The following is a 16,303-nucleotide window of genomic DNA, read 5'->3' as shown; positions in this document are numbered from 1 at the left end:
CATTGTAGTGCATTTTGTTTCTATAAATTGATTATTTTAGAACCATATGCAAAAGATAGTAATAGTACTAGTTTTGGCCTTTTTAGCCTTGAGTTCTTGTAAGCAGAGTTCTAAATCAGAAAGATTTCTTCCACCATCGACTGGCGGGGTTAATTCTTTGATGGTGGTGATGGACAATGAGCTATGGAAAGGAGCTATAGGCGACAAGGTTAGAGAGCATTTTGCCGCAAGGGTGTTGGCCGTTCCACAAAGTGAGGCTATTTTATCGCTGGTTCAGATACCTCCACAAGTATTTAGAGGGGCCACCAAAAATTCTAGATCGGTACTCTATATAGCTGAAGATTCGATTTCTATAGGACACATTAAAACAGACTTATATGCGACTCCTCAAAAGGTGGCAGTGGTCAAAGGCAGAAATTATGCAGAATTGGTAGCCAATATTGATTTGGTAGCTCCAAAAGCCATAGAAGCTTTTAGAAATAATGAAATCAATGAAGCTCAACGCAGGTTTAAAAAATCGCTAAACAAAGAACAAGACCTCAATGAAGAGTTTGGCATTTCGCTAAATGTACCTTCTGTTTACAGTGTTGGAAAACATGAAGAGAATTTCGTTTGGATGGATAGGCAAATCCTTAAAGGTAATATGAATATCATCGCGTACGAAATGCCTTGGGATAGCTTTACAACAGATTCAACCTTTGTAAGAGATATAGTGAAAATGAGAGATTCGGTAGGCAAAAAATACATTCCTGGACCTGATGTACCTGGAAAGCGAACCTATATGATTACAGAGAAAGCATTCGCCCCTTATGTTTTTCCGGCCGAGATAAGCGGACGAAAAGCCGCAGAAGTAAGAGGCATATGGGAAATTAGCGGGTATCCAATGGCAGGTCCGTTTTTAACCTATATCATCAATGATGAACCAAATAACAGAAAATTGGTTTTAGAAGGATTTATTTTTGCGCCATCTGCAAATAAGAGAGATGATCTTTTAGAGCTTGAGGCTATTTTGAAAACAATTAGATTTGAATAGAAAGATTCTTTTCCAATAACAAAAAGCCCGACTGTAAAACAGTCGGGCTTTTTAATTCTTATTTCAATAAGAGTTACATACTCACAATAACAAACTCTGAACGTCGATTTTGTTGGTGTTTGCTCTTTTCGCACTTTACACCATCGGCACAGTCGTTAATAAGGTATTGTTCCCCGTAACCAACAGCACTATAAATCTTTGATTCATCTATTCCTTTAGAAAGTAGATAGTCTTTTGTTGCTTTTGCCCTTTTATCAGAAAGCGTTCTGTTATATGCTTTTGAACCACTTGCATCGGTATGCGACTCAATTTTTATGACCATGTTTGGATATTGATCCCATATTTTGACCAATTTGTCCAATTCTGTTTTGGCATCTTCTCGAATTGAATATCCATTAAAGTTAAAGTAGATGTTATCCGTTTTTAGCATTTTGACACCATTATCTGAGATAATCATTTCATCCAACCTCTTTAAGTTCACATCAACGGAGACGATATCGTCATTGCCTGTGGTAACAGGTTTAATATCTTCTTGGAATTCATCTGTTTTTGTAGCAATAGTATACGTGCTATTTCTCGGCATATCTTCAAAAACAAATCGACCTTCACTATCACTCTGAACTTCTTTTAATGGTTCGTTATTAGCACCTAAAAGGGTTACAGAAGCATTTGGCATTGGCTTTTCTGTAATTAGCTCTTTAACTATCCCAACAATACTAGTGTTTTCCTTAATTTCTTCCTCTTCTTCAACAGGAGTTTCTTTAAAAGCATAGATGTCGTCATCGCCTTTACCACCTTTTCTATTCGATGCGAAATATCCATTCATTCCGGTATCATCTGCAATATAAGAGAAGTCATCCCTATTGCTATTAATAGGCTGGCCCATGTTCACTGCAATTTCAAAGGTATTATTGGCATATCCTGACTGATAAATATCTAAGCCACCAAGACCAAGCTCCCTATCAGATGAAAAGAACAATTTGTTATCAGTTACAAAAGGAAACATTTCACGCTTACTAGTGTTAACAGCTTTGCCTAAATTTCGAGGTTCAGAATATTTGCTATTTGCTAAAATATCCACAACGTAAATATCTGTTGCGCCAAAACCGCCGGGCATATCAGAAACAAATAAAAGTCTCTTACCATCTGGGCTCATGGCTGGATGACCGGTAGAATACTCTTCGCTGTTAAAAGGTAATTCTACAGGTTCAGTCCATTCACCATCAACCAAATCGGAGCGATATAGTTTTAAATGGCTAATACCGTTTTTGGCACGCTTTAATTTTTTACCATAATTATTCCTTGTTAAAAAGATGGTTTTATTATCTGGTGTAAAAGTAACCGCAGCTTCGTGGTATTTTGAATTTACTTTCTTCGAGAATTTTTTAACATTACGCAGGCTTTCTTTTTTCTCTCCTACTTCACCAACATATAGATCCAGAAAGGGTTGGTCGTTCCATTTATACCTTCTGGTATTTAAAAAAGCGGAGTCCTTCGCAGATGCAAAGACCAATTGATTTTCATTATGGAACATTGGTGAAAAATCTGAATACTTTGAATTGGCATCCAGGTTTTTAATTTCTATATTTTGCATCATTTCTTCCGCAAGTTGTTTAGCTTGCTTTCTCTTTGATAGCTGCCCTTCCGTAGTAATGTTCTTTTCATTAAAGATGCGAAGAATTCTTTTTGCTCTATTGTAACGCCCTGTGCCTTTTAGGGTATGTGCATACCTAAAATAATCAGAATCGGAGACATCATCTTTATATATATCAAAAAGTTTACTGTACCAGAAATGGGCCTTTTCCATGTTCGAATTAAAGTAATGTGCGTCCCCAGCACGCTGTAACAAGTCTTTTGAAAAACCACTAACATTCTTTTTGAGGCCGATGTCATAAAGCTCAGCAGCCTCGGAATACCACATTTTATCAAAATAGCCATTGGCCTTATTTATCAATTTTTCAACATAAGAGGCTCGTTCTTTGCCCTTTAGTCTTTTTTTAGATAAAGCCTTGAGCTCATTGATTTCTGAAGTTTTAGAATTGGTGTAGGCATTGTTTTCTATACCAGGTTCTATTTCTTCTTCAAATTGAATTGAGGTTAACGTTTGAGATTTTAATCCGAAAAACGAAAAACAAGCTAAAAGGAATACTATTTTTTTCATAACCTAGGGAGGTTAAATTTGTAGTGCTCTTTGTTTTATGGCAAAGAACAACGTTAGATTTAGTTCGCGGTTGTTTTACAACTTAAAACCAAATGTAAACCAATAGAAAAAGGCGACTAATTTTTTGTTGTGAATGATGCTCATTACGAAGTAAATAGCGAAAAGAAGTAGTTGTGTTAAAAATAGCTTAATGAAAGAAGCAGATAAAAAGAGGCAAAAAAAAGGATTTAAGCCTTAGGCTCACTGCCATCTTCTAATTTTTCATCTTCTTTTGAGGCGTCTTTAAACTCTTTGATTCCGCTACCAAGACCACGCATTAATTCAGGAATTTTTTTACCCCCAAAAAGAAGAAGAACTATAACAACGATTAAAGCAATTTGCCATGGACCAACAAGACCTAGAAATATATATAAAGATGTCATATCATGAACAATTTTAATGAAATGTAAAAGTAGTAAAAAAACACGCAAGTGTTCGGCTTACTAAAAACGTAATTACATAAAATAAATTGTTGTTAGTTAAGCCAGAATGTACTTTTGCTAAATGTTTCACAAATTAATTTAACCAGTTGGCATTTTAAAATCTAAGATTATATTTGTTGTATATGGCTAAAAAACCAAAAAAGGGAAAGGAAATCAAGAAAAAGCTGCTGCACAAGTATCGCCTAGTGATACTTAATGAAAACACTTTTGAAGAAAAGATTTCTTTTAAACTTAGCAGACTTAACGTTTTTGTCACTGGCACGCTCTTTATTATTGTTTTAATTGGCTTTACCACTTTATTGATCGCCTTTAGCCCGCTTCGAGAATATATTCCTGGGTATTCTTCTACAAGATTGAAAAGACAGGCCACCGAACTTACGTATAAAACAGATTCTTTAGTTACTGTTTTAAATTATACCAATAAGTATTTAGAAAATGTGCGATTGGTTTTACGTGGTGATATCGAGAACAATGAAATGAATAGAGATTCCCTTTTTGAGCGCTATAAACTAGATCCTTCAAATATAAACTTGGCACCAATACAAGAAGACTTGCAACTTCGAGAGGAGGTTGAATTAGAAGATAAGTATAATTTATTTGAGCGTACTTCTGAGAACTTGGGCAATATATTGTTTTCTCCTGTTAGCGGTACCATCTCACAAGGTTATGATTTAGAAAAAAAGCATTTTGCTGTTGACGTGGTTGCACCACAAGACTCACCTGTGAAATCTGTTGCGGACGGGATCGCTATTTTTTCTGAATGGACAGCAGGCACGGGTTATGTTATTATTATCGAACATAAAGATGATTTGATTTCGGTTTATAAACACAATGGTTCTCTTAGTAAAGCTCAAGGTGAAATAGTAAAGGCTGGAGAGGTAATCGCATCTGTTGGAAATACGGGTGAGCTTACAACAGGGCCCCATTTACATTTTGAGCTTTGGGTAAAGGGAAAACCTGTTAACCCACAAGACTTTATTGACTTTAACTAGTTTCAATGTCCTTAAAATCCTTCGCAGCAAAGCTATTTGCTAAACAAATCTCAAAAAAAAATGCAGTTTGGATTACCAATCCGATACAAGCGCAGCAAAACGTTTTCCATTTTTTGATAAAAAATGGTAGGAAAACGTTATTTGGGCAAGATCATGATTTTGATTGCATTTCATCATATGAAGATTTTGTTGCAAAAGTGCCAATACGCGATTATGAAGCCCTTAAGGGATATGTAGAACAAATAGTAAATGGAAAAGAAAATGTGCTTTGGCCGGGCAAACCAACATACTTTGCAAAAACCTCGGGAACGACCTCAGGTGCCAAGTATATTCCCATAACAAAAGAATCCATTAAGAATCAAGTCGAGGCTTCTAGAAATGCCATCTTGAACTATATTCATGAAACGGGCAATGCTGATTTTGTAGATGGAAAAATGATTTTCTTGCAGGGAAGCCCAATTCTTAAAGAAAAGAATGGCATAAAGCTTGGCAGGCTTTCAGGCATATCAGCACACTATGTGCCCAACTATTTACAGAAAAACCGTTTGCCAAGTTGGGAAACCAATTGTATCGAAGATTGGGAAACCAAGGTCAATGAGATTGTAAGGGAAACTGAGCACGAGAATATGACCGTTATTGCAGGCATACCGTCTTGGGTTCAAATGTATTTTGAGAAACTTCAAGAAAAAAACAAAAAGAAGGTAGGCGAACTTTTTGAAGATTTTCAACTTTTCATTTATGGCGGGGTCAATTACGAACCTTATCGTGCTAAATTCGAAAACCTGATTGGGCGTAAAGTGGATAGTATTGAACTTTTCCCCGCAAGCGAAGGCTTCTTTGCTTATCAAGAAAGGCAACATGAGAAAGGGATGCTTTTACTTTTAGATGCAGGTATTTTTTATGAGTTCATTAAAGCGGATGAATTTTTTGATGAAAATCCGCAAAGACTTACCATAAAAGACGTTAAAGTAAATGTCAACTATGCGATGATTATTAGTACCAATGCGGGTTTGTGGGGATATAACCTTGGAGATACCGTTCAGTTTATTTCATTGAAACCGTTTAAAGTAATCGTTTCAGGTCGCATTAAACACTTTATTTCAGCATTTGGCGAACACGTTATTGCTAAAGAAGTAGAAGAAGCAATGCGTTTGGCCATTGAGGCAACAGATGCAATGGTAAACGAATTTACTGTTGCTCCACAAACAAATCCCGATAGTGGCTTGCCCTATCACGAATGGTTCATAGAATTTGAAAGAGAACCCGATGACGAAGAAAAATTTATTACTGTCTTGGATCAAGCCATGCAAGACCAGAATAGCTATTACTACGACCTAATTGTTGGCAGTATCTTACAAAAGCTTAATGTTACTAAGATTGTGCAGAACGGATTTCTAGAATATATGAAATCACTCGGAAAATTAGGAGGTCAAAATAAAATTCAACGACTTTGCAATGACAGAAAACTAGCCGACGGTCTTCAGAAACATAAACTTAATCCAAAAGGTTAGAGCATTAAGTTTGGCTAATTGGTGTATTTTTGCATGGAAAATCATACATGGCCAGTAAAATTAAAGAAACTACCCGAGCGCAGGAATCAACAAATGCTATAGAACGACTTTACGTAACCATGAGACATTTGTTGAACAGGGGTTTTTATAAACCTTCTGGAGTTTCGGGGAATGCCCTTAGAAGCGCCCTTTTGGTGCTCCGCCCAGAGATTTATGGTAGTGTTGCTGAAGAAAAAAGCGAACTTAATGGACTAATATATGTTCTCGAAAGATTACCTGAAGGAATAGAAGAGTGTCGCTTTATAAACCTGACCTCTGATGAAGGGTTTTCTAAATCACACTTAAAACCAATAATCCCTCCAAAACGACGACGAAATTGCTATCGTATTGATGATGAGCAAATGAATATTGAGATTACCAGAGGCAGGTCTGATATTTACGACATCCTAACTCATCTAACCTTTTTATTCATTGAATCCACCAAAATTTGTGAGAAGGTATTTTTTGAAGAAACCCAAACCACTTTAAGGGATTGGGACAAATTAGAAGCTTATATAAAAAATGAAGACCCTTCTGATGCGGAACGTGAGGTCGCTCTGATTCATACAGCAAATATTCTAGGCCGTTCTTTTGAAGAGGTAGTAGAAATACATGAAAAATTATCAACTCAGAAAGTAGAAGATCGCTTTTTGAAAATTATTTTTTGGCTAGGCAAATTGGCGATTGAAGAAGAAACTACCGGTAGCAAAAGGACAATTACATTTAGTCCTCTGCTCCGCGAGAGACTTGGTCATCACATTCATGGTGAACGCTGGGCTCAGATCATTAAGGAAACCTTGGCGAAACATGACCTACTTGAAAGACCTATTCATATTATAAGTGCCAATATGCATAGTGTTATGAATTCTTTGTTTGCTAAAGTTGCATTGAAAAAAGAACTTCAAAACTTAAATGCTTTAGAGATTTATGAATCATTGAGTTTGACGGAAAATGAAAACCTGAGAAACAAGGTTATCAATTTTGCCAAAAAGAATGGAATGATTTATATAGATGATAAATCAGGGGCGAATATTGACGTTCAGATTTTTGACATGGCCAAAGTTGAAAAAGGAGGATGTTGTTATGATTTTAAAACGGACTTACAGACAGTAGAAAAACCCGTTATATTTGTAATGGATTACGCATTTGGCGAGCAAGCCTATGAAACCATTGACGAGCTGCTCAGGCCATACAAAAGTAAAAATGAAGCTATTTTTCTGAATGTGGATTCATTATCTATCATGGGCAAAGCAGGTATATTAGAAGGGGGCAAAGGGGATTTAATGATTCCTTTGGCGCATATTTTTGAAGGAACAGCCGATAATTACCCTTTTAAAAATGAATTGTGCACAAAAGACTTTGAAGGATATGACCTAAAAGTTTTGGAAGGTACCATGGTGACAGTATTGGGAACATCACTTCAAAATAAAGATATTTTACAATTCTTCTATGATTCCACCTGGAATGTTATTGGATTGGAGATGGAAGGAGTACACTATCAGAAAGCAATCCAATCTGCATCAAAAGTTAGAAAAAGCATTAAGAATGATGTTAAAGTAAGATATGCATATTATGCGTCTGACAACCCATTAAAAACAGGTAGCACTTTAGCTTCTGGTGGTTTGGGTACAACAGGAGTAAAACCAACATATTTAATTACAGATAAAATTTTAGAACAAATATTTGACCAACTATGACAGATAATCAAACAAACAATACTAATTCCGATGAAATAGATTTGGGACAGTTGTTTCAATTGATTGGGAGGGGTTTCAACAAACTTTTTAATTTTATTCTTAAGCTGTTTTTATATTTTAAGAAAAACGCCTTAATTCTCTTAATTCTTATTGTTGTTGGTGCTGCAATAGGATTTGGCTTAAGTCAGATAATTACTAAAAAGTTGAAAACGGAGGTTATTGTAAAACCTCAAATGGAAAGCAAAAACTATTTGTATGATGTCATTAACGAAGTTCAATCAAACATAAGGGCCAAAAACTTAGATTTTTTTAGAAGTATCGGGATTGAAATGGACAATTTAGATGGGCTAAAAGTTGAAATTGCACCTATAGATGATGGTAAGGTTAGTTCTGAAAGTGAAATGAAGTTTTTAGAACTTTTGCAGAGCTTTGAAAATACGGATGCTGTTACTGATATTGTTCGAGCAGAATTACAGAATAAAAGCTCATTTAATCATAGGATAACATTCTTTTATAAAAATGCTGAAAATGGGAAAATTTTTGCGCAAAAAGTTATGGAGTACATTAATTCAAACGATTATTTTGGCGGCCTAATTGAAATTTATCGTGAAAATGCCCAAACCAGAATTACAGAAAACAAAGCATTACTAAAACAGGTCGACGAATTAATATCTAATTATTCAAAACAGATGGCACAGAAAGGTGTTTTGTCTGGGTCAGAACGAATAGTATTAGACAATCAAGAGCGCATTAATATTACTGGATTATTTACACTTAAAAACAATCTGATTAAAGATATTGAAGCAAAAAAAATAGAATTAAAACAAAGGACAGAAGCAATTAAACTCTTAAATTTTGGTAGATCACAAGAGGTCCAAAAATCGGTTTTTGGAAAAACCATAGTCTTAATCCCTTTAACTTTATTGGCTGGGTTTTTTATAGCCTCGGTTTTAATCTTTCTAAATAAAAAGTCCAAGGAAATATAGTATTTCATTGAAAATCAAGCAAAAGACTAGGATTATAACAAACTTCATATGTTAAAAAGGAAGAACCTTATCGTTTTTGGCACCCGCCCTGAGGCTATAAAGATGGCACCATTGGTCATGGAGTTTCTAAAACACCCAGATGATTTTGTAACCAAGGTATGCGTAACAGCGCAGCACAGGGAAATGCTTGATCAGGTATTGTCTTTTTTTGAGATAAAGCCCGATTACGATTTGGATTTAATGAAACCCAATCAAAATCTTTATAGCTTGACTGCTGATATCATAATTGGATTAAAACCGATACTGGAAGAGTTCGAGCCAGATTATATTTATGTTCATGGTGATACAACCACAACTATGGCAACCAGTATAGCGGGTTTTTATTCAAAATCTATAGTTTGTCATGTTGAAGCTGGGTTAAGAACCAATAATATGAAATCTCCTTTTCCTGAAGAGATGAACAGGTGTGTTACCGGAGTTCTATCGACTATTCATTTCTCTCCAACAAAGACGTCGAAAAAAAATTTAGTATTAGAAAATAAACCAGAAGCTTCAATTGTAGTTACAGGCAATACCGTTATTGATGCTTTAAAATACAGTGTTAATAAAGTAAAATCAGTAGATTTTGCAGATAATGAAATAAATCAACTCGAAGGCATACTAAATAAGAATAGAAGAATAGTTTTAGTTACAGGTCATAGAAGGGAAAATCATGGGCAAGGATTTATTAATATTTGTAAAGCACTTAAAAAAATCGCCCTTGACAATGAAGATGTTCAAATAATTTACCCAGTTCATCTTAACCCAAATGTGCAAAAACCAGTTTACAATCTTTTAAAAGAAATAGAAAACATCACCCTGATAGCACCTATTTCGTACCCTGCATTTGTTTGGTTAATGGAAAAATCCTATATGATAATAACAGATAGTGGGGGCGTTCAGGAAGAGGCACCAAGTTTGGGAAAACCTGTTTTGGTCATGAGGGATACTACTGAAAGACCCGAGGCCGTGGAAGCTGGAACTGTAATATTGGTAGGAACTAATCAGACAAAAATTGTTGAGGAAACCCAAAAGCTTTTAGATAATTATGAATGGTATAATCAAATGAAAAGACTTCATAATCCATATGGAGACGGTAAAGCTTGTAACAGAATTGTTGAACACATTTTAAAAGATGAGAATGAGCGATAAACCAAGGGTTGTTATGATAGGCTTAGGTTATATTGGCCTTCCCACTGCTGCGTTAATTGCAAAAAGCAAAACTCAAGTCCATGGGGTGGATATTAATCAAACAGTTGTTGATACCATAAATAGAGGTGAAATACATATTGTTGAACCTGAATTGGATGAAGCAGTTTCTGAAGCTGTAAAAGAGGGCTATTTAAAAGCTTCGACAAAACCCGTTGAAGCCAACACTTATCTTATAGTTGTTCCAACCCCATTTAAAGACAAAAATGAACCTGATATTTCATTTGTTGAAGCGGCAACAAGGGGTATTATCCCACTTTTAAAAGAAGGTGATCTTTATATTATTGAATCAACTTCACCGATTGGAACTACCGAAAAAATGATGGGACTCATTTATGAAACACGCCCAGAACTAAAAGGAAAATTGTTTATTGCTTATTGTCCAGAAAGGGTTTTACCGGGTAATGTAATGTACGAACTAGTGCATAATGACCGTGTTATTGGTGGCATTGATGATAATTCTACAGAAAAAGCTATAGCTTTTTATGAAGAATTCATTGAAGGTGATTTACATAAGACTAATGCACGAACAGCTGAAATGTGCAAACTTGTTGAAAATTCTTCTAGAGACGTACAAATAGCTTTTGCCAATGAGTTATCATTAATTTGTGATAAGGCTCATATTAATGTTTGGGAGCTTATTGAGTTGGCAAATAAGCACCCCCGAGTAAATATATTACAACCAGGGTGTGGTGTTGGAGGTCATTGTATTGCTGTAGACCCATATTTTATAGTTGCTGATTATCCTATGGAATCAAAAATTATTGGAACAGCTCGAGAAATCAACAACTATAAATCCTTCTGGTGTGCTGAAAAGGTTAAAACAGCAAAATTGCAATTTGAGATTAAGCATGGTAGGAAACCTAAAATAGCTTTAATGGGATTAGCTTTTAAACCAAACATCGATGATCTTCGAGAATCCCCAGCTAAATATATAGCCCAAAAAGTTCTACAAAACGCTAATGATGAGGAATATTATATAGTCGAACCTAATATAGAGAACCATAAAGTTTTTAAATTGACCTACTATCAGGAAGCTATAGATAACGCTGACATCATAGCGTTTTTAGTGGCTCATGACCAATTTAAAAATTTAGAATTATCAAGAGAAAAAGTTGTTTTAGATTTTTGTGGTGTATTGAATTTATCTTAAAAAGTTATTTAAAAATCATAGGGCAAAAAGAATTAGACGGCGATAGTGAATATGAATTATTTTTTCTAGAAATCTTAATATAGCTTTATTAGAGGAGTTTGACCTAAAACCTTGAAAAGAAATGGTTAGTTATAAAGTTAAGAACCTAATTCTTGTAAGAAAAAAGAGTATAACTTATTAAACCAATCTTTATGTAAGTAATATTGAAGAAGATTATGATGAACTCTAAACAAGCGTCAGTAGATTATTAGTGTAGAAATAAATCTTAATGATTAAAACGATAAAGTCACTCTCATTACTTTCAATGGGTTCTCTAATTAGTAGTGGGAGTACGTTCCTAATTTTTACAATATTAGCAAGACAAATAGGACCAGCTGCGTTTGGAATTTTTTCTTCCGCTTTGGCGACAACAAAAATATTTTCTCTAATCTCAGGATTTGGGATTGCACAAGTTTGGTTAAAGCTTTTTGGTAAAGAGGGATGGGGCGGTATTAGATGGGTTAAACCATCATTATATTTTGTCTTAATTTCAATTATTTTTGTTTCCTTGGTTATATTGTTTTTAAACCTCTTCAATTTTAATGATGATACAACCAAAAACTTACTTTTATTATTTATTTTTTTCATTTATGGCAATGTATCTGTACAGCTTATTTCATCAAAACTTCAACTAGAAGAAAAGTACAATCAAGTGGCTTTTTGGCAGCTCCTGCCAAATTTATCTAGACTAATTTTAGTCGTTGCTGGCTTTTATTTGTTCGATATCTCTTTAAGCGTTATTGATATTGGAATCATATATGCTTTTATTGGAATGGTTTTAACAATAATAGGGGTTAAACAATTATTTAATATGGGCAGGGGTAGGTTTGAATTAAAAGGGCATGGTCTTAAAAGAAATATAAAAGAATTAAAACCAACCATAAAAGAAGTTGTTAGTGAAGCATGGCCTTTTGGAATGGCCACCATTTTTGCATTTATATATATTCAGAGCGACATCATTATGGTCAAATATATGTCTGGAGATATCGAAGCAGGTTATTACAATGTTTCTTATGTAGTTCTTTCAGCATTATTAATTATTCCGACTATTTTATTTTCCAAGTTTCTAATGCCTAAATATCATAGATGGGCCAATTACTCTAGGGAAAAATTTTATAGGGCTTATAAACTTGGAAACTTGACTATGATTTTAGCTGGATTTTCTATTATGTTGATTTTATTGTTTTTCTCTCACATATTTATTTCAATTATTTTTGGAGAAGAATATGAATCTTCAATTCAGTTAATGAAAATATTATCATTAACATTACCGATCTCTTTTGTTGCCTATAGCCTGGGAGCAACACTTGTTACTAAACAGCACATGAAATTAAAGGTGTTGTTAATGGGTACAGTTGCTATTTTTAATATAGTATTGAATATATTTTTGATATCATACTATGATGCTATGGGTGCGGCTATAGCTACTGTCATTAGTAATTTATTACTCTTAACCTTGTATTATTTCGCTGTTAAAAAAAGAGTTTTTAGAAAAACACTAAAAGAATGAATGTTATTTGGAGAAAGATTAGACCATTAATTAGGGGTGGTTATAGGATTTTCAATGGGTTTAATGGATTTATGTATGATTTTAAAAGATTTTTATTTTATGGTGGTTGGGTTGAGAACCTTAGCGATAAGGAAACTCGAAATTATAATTCTGTAATGGCTTACCATGGCTTAGAAAAAAGTTTAAGTTATAAAAAAAGAAACCCAACGTCCGGGTGGAAAAACGCAGAACGGGTATTTGCAAGACTTAAGATAGCTAACTCAATTGGTGAATATGGGTATCATGATAAGGCTGCTAAACAGGTTTTACAGAAGTTTTTAGACCTTCCGCCAAATAAAGACTTGGCTAAATCAAAAGAGATGCGTTTAGCAATGAATAAGATGGATTTTGAATCTAAAGAGGAACATGGCGCATTAGTATATCCAGAAACTAGCTTTAGAAAGGGTATTCTGAACAAACCAGAAGACTTCTTTTTTTCAAGATACTCTTTAAGAGAATTTAATGGAAAAGTTGTTAGTGATGAATATGTAAATAGGGCAATTAGGCTGGCAATGAAAACACCATCCGTATGTAATAGACAGGCTTGGCATATTTTTCACACAAGCGATAAGGATACAATTCAAAAAGCATTACACTATCAGAATGGTAATAAACCATTTGGTGTTAATGCACCAAACTTATTGATAATTTCTACAGATTTAAAAGCTTTTTTTGCAGGGGCAGAACATTATCAGCATTGGATTGAAGGTGGTCTTATTTCTATGTCCATAATGTACGCTTTGCACTCTTTGGGAATAGCTTCATGCCCTTTAAATTGGAGTCAAACACCTAAAATGGACAAAGCATTAAGAAAAGTTGTTAATATTAAGCCTAATCAAACTGTTATTATGATGATGATGGTAGGATACCCAGATGATGTTAACAAGGTATGTAGTTCAACAAGAAGACCGTTAGATGAGGTGCTAAGTAAATTAGAATTAAAATGAAAATAGGATTAATAACAATACATAACGTTACAAACTATGGGGCCATTTTACAGGCTTATGCCACCATTCAAGCTCTTTCTAAATATGGGGATGTTACTGTGATTAATTATCAAAAGAATCATTTGTCTCACCACATGGACCTTTTTAGGTTTAAAAAGTCCATTCGTGGAATCAAGATGCTGGGACATGATGTTTTAAACTTTTCGTCGCGTTCCAAAATGCTATCTAAGTTCAATAAATTTATAAAACAGAATATGGTTCTTAGCGAAAAAGTTAAGCGAGAGGAACTTCTAAATAAAATTGATATGGGTTTTGATCTTTATATCTGCGGTAGTGATCAAATATGGAATCCTGAAATTGTAAGTTCTAAAAACATATTAGACCCAATATTTTTTCTATCATTTGCGCCTAAAGGTAGTAAAAAAATATCATATGCCTCTAGTATTGGCCACCACCAATTTACAAATAGTGAAAAACCTAAGGTTAAAGAATGGCTAGAGGATTTCAATAAAATTTCAATAAGAGAAGCGGATGGACGACAAAAGTTACTGGAAATCTTACCCGATAAAAAAGTACAACAAGTTTTAGACCCTACTTTATTGTTTTCTAAAGAAGAGTGGCTGCAAAAACTTAATATTCCAGTTAAACAACCAAAAGAAAAATATATCCTTGTTTATTCTGTGCCGCGAACAGAACTCATAAGAAAGGCTATATTGTTTTTCTCTAAGAAATTAAATTATAAAGTTTATTCAATCGATAAGGGCTTAATTCCAATGCAAAAAGTTGATAATCAAATTAATAAGGCGGGACCTAAGGATTATATAGAACTTTTTGCTAATGCAAGTTTCGTAATTACCGATTCTTTTCATGGATTGTGTTTTTCAATTAATTTTGAAAAACCTTTTGCGGCAATCTCCTCGAAAAAAGTTGGAAATAGGCAAGAAAATTTATTAGAATTAATGAAGATTGATGATAGACTTATGCGCAATGAAAAAGACTTTTATAAACTCAATACTAATCTTGAAAATGTTGAAGGGCAAAGAAATATTTTGAGAGGTCTTAGAGAAAATTCACTTAATTATTTAGAATCATCAATAATCAGTTAAGAGGAGATATCCGCTTTCACTAAATATTCTAATTTCTTTTTTAAATTGTTAGCTACAGTACTCTGGCTATACTCTTGTGCTGTTTTTAGAGCTGATTGACAAATTCTGAGTCTTTCTTCTTGGCTCATGTCGATATATTTCTTTATTTCCTTTACTAATGCTTCAGAATCTTTGGGAGGAAATAAAAACCCGTTAACGTTATGCCTAATGTAAGTTGAAGGGCCAGCGATATTAGAGGCTATAACGGGTGTACCACATGCCATGGCTTCAATTCCTGTAAGCCCTAAGCTCTCAGCTTCACGATACGTAGGGAATATATATAAATCTATACTATTATAGATATTAATCAATTCATTCTGAGGGACAAATCCTAAAAAATCTATCTCTTTTTTTAGGTTGTCTTTTTTTATTTTAGAGAGAATCTCATTTTCACTCTCTCCTTTTCCAACAATTATAGCTTTAATTTTAATCTTATCCCTTTTTAAAATTAAGATTGAATTTAGAAATATTCTCCATCCCTTATCTTCAGTAAGCCTCGAAACAAAACCTAGGGTAAGAGTTCTATCTCTGTCTTTTTTTAATGGAAGAGTATGAAATTTTTGCAAATCAACGCCGCCAGATGGACTAACAAATACCCTATTTTTGGATATGAAAGGATAGAGGCTTAGCACTTTTTCCTTAAAATATATCGTTGGAACTACAAGCAAATCTATTCTAAGAAGAATTATTTTTGCAGCTATATTTAGAAGTTTTTGATTTTTTAAGCCAATGATATCACTTCCATGGACATTAATCACAAGAGGTCTTCTTTTGAGCATGATAAGAGGCAATAGGATTGGAATGTGATGAGTTAAATAATGTAAATAAATTAAGTCATATTTAAAGCCAAAAAATATTTGGATTATTTTTAAATAATGAACAAGATATTTGAATAACTTTTTTAATGGAGATTTGGTTTTCCCTCTTATTAGCACAGAACGACTAAAGTCAACTTCTTGTTTTTCTAATTCTAATCTAAAGTTTTTAACGAATATGCCAAATAATGGATCATTATCGGATGGAAACATGTTAGAAATAAGGAAAAGGCGCATGGTTTTCTCTAAAAAATAAGTTTATTCGTCTTAAAAGTTAATGTCTTTTTTTAAAGACAAGGAAGTTAATGCTTTATTTATAGACAATCATCCTTTATTCTTTTTTAGATTATTACTAAAATACCCTAATAGTAGGAATAGGTAATACACATGATTTTCTCAAAAAAGGCTTTATTGTCTAAATAACATCCATTATTAGTAGCTTTGGACACATTTAAAAATGGTTGACCCTGTTGAAAATTAGATTGTACTCATTAGATAGAATAATT

13 protein-coding genes are annotated in these 16,303 nt (G+C 33.9%); 10 read left to right on the top strand and 3 right to left on the bottom strand.

Going from position 1 to position 16,303, the window contains the following annotated elements; translation table 11 throughout:
* Nucleotides 1–46: 46 nt before the first annotated feature.
* Nucleotides 47–1,033 (top strand): DUF4837 family protein, encoded by a 987-nt coding sequence (locus RM706_RS04410; RefSeq protein WP_311349816.1) that lies wholly within the window; start codon nucleotides 47–49, stop codon nucleotides 1,031–1,033.
* A 73-nt stretch (nucleotides 1,034–1,106) separates the two neighbouring features.
* On the opposite strand, the gene RM706_RS04405 is transcribed toward RM706_RS04410, so the two are convergent.
* Nucleotides 1,107–3,194 carry an OmpA family protein gene (locus tag RM706_RS04405; RefSeq protein ID WP_311349815.1) on the bottom strand — a complete coding sequence of 696 codons (2,088 nt, stop codon included), beginning with the start codon at nucleotides 3,192–3,194 and terminating at the stop codon, nucleotides 1,107–1,109.
* Nucleotides 3,195–3,421: 227 nt separating this feature from the next.
* The gene (locus tag RM706_RS04400) at nucleotides 3,422–3,616 is read right to left on the bottom strand and encodes a Sec-independent protein translocase subunit TatA/TatB (protein WP_311349814.1); all 195 of its coding nucleotides are present in this window, start codon (nucleotides 3,614–3,616) and stop codon (nucleotides 3,422–3,424) included.
* A 182-nt stretch (nucleotides 3,617–3,798) separates the two neighbouring features.
* Between RM706_RS04400 and RM706_RS04395 the strand changes: the two genes are divergently transcribed.
* The 9 genes from RM706_RS04395 (at nucleotide 3,799) to RM706_RS04355 (ending at nucleotide 14,943) form a co-directional block, all read left to right on the top strand.
* Nucleotides 3,799–4,668, top strand: coding sequence for a M23 family metallopeptidase (locus RM706_RS04395; RefSeq protein ID WP_311349813.1), 870 nt, complete (start codon nucleotides 3,799–3,801; stop codon nucleotides 4,666–4,668).
* Between the two features lie 5 nt (nucleotides 4,669–4,673).
* Entirely contained in the window at nucleotides 4,674–6,179 is a 1,506-nt protein-coding gene (locus tag RM706_RS04390; RefSeq protein WP_311349812.1) for a GH3 auxin-responsive promoter family protein, read from the top strand.
* A 47-nt stretch (nucleotides 6,180–6,226) separates the two neighbouring features.
* The gene (locus tag RM706_RS04385; RefSeq protein WP_311349811.1) at nucleotides 6,227–7,915 is read left to right on the top strand and encodes a DUF6909 family protein; all 1,689 of its coding nucleotides are present in this window, start codon (nucleotides 6,227–6,229) and stop codon (nucleotides 7,913–7,915) included.
* A complete protein-coding gene (locus RM706_RS04380; protein WP_311349810.1) occupies nucleotides 7,912–8,901 on the top strand; it encodes a hypothetical protein in 990 nt (329 codons plus the stop codon). Before RM706_RS04385 ends, RM706_RS04380 begins: the two co-directional genes overlap by 4 nt.
* A gap of 48 nt (nucleotides 8,902–8,949) precedes the next feature.
* Nucleotides 8,950–10,092, top strand: coding sequence for a non-hydrolyzing UDP-N-acetylglucosamine 2-epimerase (wecB, locus tag RM706_RS04375; protein ID WP_311349809.1), 1,143 nt, complete (start codon nucleotides 8,950–8,952; stop codon nucleotides 10,090–10,092).
* Nucleotides 10,082–11,302, top strand: a complete 1,221-nt coding sequence (gene wecC, locus RM706_RS04370; protein ID WP_311349808.1) for a UDP-N-acetyl-D-mannosamine dehydrogenase — start codon at nucleotides 10,082–10,084, stop codon at nucleotides 11,300–11,302. Before wecB ends, wecC begins: the two co-directional genes overlap by 11 nt.
* 268 nt (nucleotides 11,303–11,570) lie before the next feature.
* Nucleotides 11,571–12,851, top strand: coding sequence for a flippase (locus RM706_RS04365; protein WP_311349807.1), 1,281 nt, complete (start codon nucleotides 11,571–11,573; stop codon nucleotides 12,849–12,851).
* Nucleotides 12,848–13,837, top strand: coding sequence for a nitroreductase family protein (locus tag RM706_RS04360; protein WP_311349806.1), 990 nt, complete (start codon nucleotides 12,848–12,850; stop codon nucleotides 13,835–13,837). The genes RM706_RS04365 and RM706_RS04360 overlap by 4 nt, the downstream gene beginning before the upstream one ends.
* The gene (locus RM706_RS04355) at nucleotides 13,834–14,943 is read left to right on the top strand and encodes a polysaccharide pyruvyl transferase family protein (protein WP_311349805.1); all 1,110 of its coding nucleotides are present in this window, start codon (nucleotides 13,834–13,836) and stop codon (nucleotides 14,941–14,943) included. The genes RM706_RS04360 and RM706_RS04355 overlap by 4 nt, the downstream gene beginning before the upstream one ends.
* Here RM706_RS04355 and RM706_RS04350 read toward each other — a convergent pair.
* Nucleotides 14,940–16,010 (bottom strand): glycosyltransferase family 4 protein, encoded by a 1,071-nt coding sequence (locus tag RM706_RS04350; protein WP_311349804.1) that lies wholly within the window; start codon nucleotides 16,008–16,010, stop codon nucleotides 14,940–14,942. The two genes, RM706_RS04355 and RM706_RS04350, sit on opposite strands and share 4 nt — an antisense overlap.
* Nucleotides 16,011–16,303: the final 293 nt, after the last annotated feature.

Source organism: Croceitalea rosinachiae (genome assembly GCF_031846445.1).
Classification (GTDB): domain Bacteria; phylum Bacteroidota; class Bacteroidia; order Flavobacteriales; family Flavobacteriaceae; genus Croceitalea; species Croceitalea rosinachiae.
The sequence above is the reverse complement of the archived record's forward strand: the minus strand, read 5'-3'. Positions and strand labels throughout refer to the sequence as shown.

What these genes read in the sequence shown, in the direction of transcription:
- RM706_RS04410 (WP_311349816.1), top strand. Translation starts at nt 47, where the DNA reads ATGCAAAAGATAGTAATAGTACTAGTTTTGGCCTTTTTAGCCTTGAGT.
- RM706_RS04405 (WP_311349815.1), bottom strand. Translation starts at nt 3,194, where the DNA reads ATGAAAAAAATAGTATTCCTTTTAGCTTGTTTTTCGTTTTTCGGATTA.
- RM706_RS04400 (WP_311349814.1), bottom strand. Translation starts at nt 3,616, where the DNA reads ATGACATCTTTATATATATTTCTAGGTCTTGTTGGTCCATGGCAAATT.
- RM706_RS04395 (WP_311349813.1), top strand. Translation starts at nt 3,799, where the DNA reads ATGGCTAAAAAACCAAAAAAGGGAAAGGAAATCAAGAAAAAGCTGCTG.
- RM706_RS04390 (WP_311349812.1), top strand. Translation starts at nt 4,674, where the DNA reads ATGTCCTTAAAATCCTTCGCAGCAAAGCTATTTGCTAAACAAATCTCA.
- RM706_RS04385 (WP_311349811.1), top strand. Translation starts at nt 6,227, where the DNA reads ATGGCCAGTAAAATTAAAGAAACTACCCGAGCGCAGGAATCAACAAAT.
- RM706_RS04380 (WP_311349810.1), top strand. Translation starts at nt 7,912, where the DNA reads ATGACAGATAATCAAACAAACAATACTAATTCCGATGAAATAGATTTG.
- wecB (WP_311349809.1), top strand. Translation starts at nt 8,950, where the DNA reads ATGTTAAAAAGGAAGAACCTTATCGTTTTTGGCACCCGCCCTGAGGCT.
- wecC (WP_311349808.1), top strand. Translation starts at nt 10,082, where the DNA reads ATGAGCGATAAACCAAGGGTTGTTATGATAGGCTTAGGTTATATTGGC.
- RM706_RS04365 (WP_311349807.1), top strand. Translation starts at nt 11,571, where the DNA reads ATGATTAAAACGATAAAGTCACTCTCATTACTTTCAATGGGTTCTCTA.
- RM706_RS04360 (WP_311349806.1), top strand. Translation starts at nt 12,848, where the DNA reads ATGAATGTTATTTGGAGAAAGATTAGACCATTAATTAGGGGTGGTTAT.
- RM706_RS04355 (WP_311349805.1), top strand. Translation starts at nt 13,834, where the DNA reads ATGAAAATAGGATTAATAACAATACATAACGTTACAAACTATGGGGCC.
- RM706_RS04350 (WP_311349804.1), bottom strand. Translation starts at nt 16,010, where the DNA reads ATGTTTCCATCCGATAATGATCCATTATTTGGCATATTCGTTAAAAAC.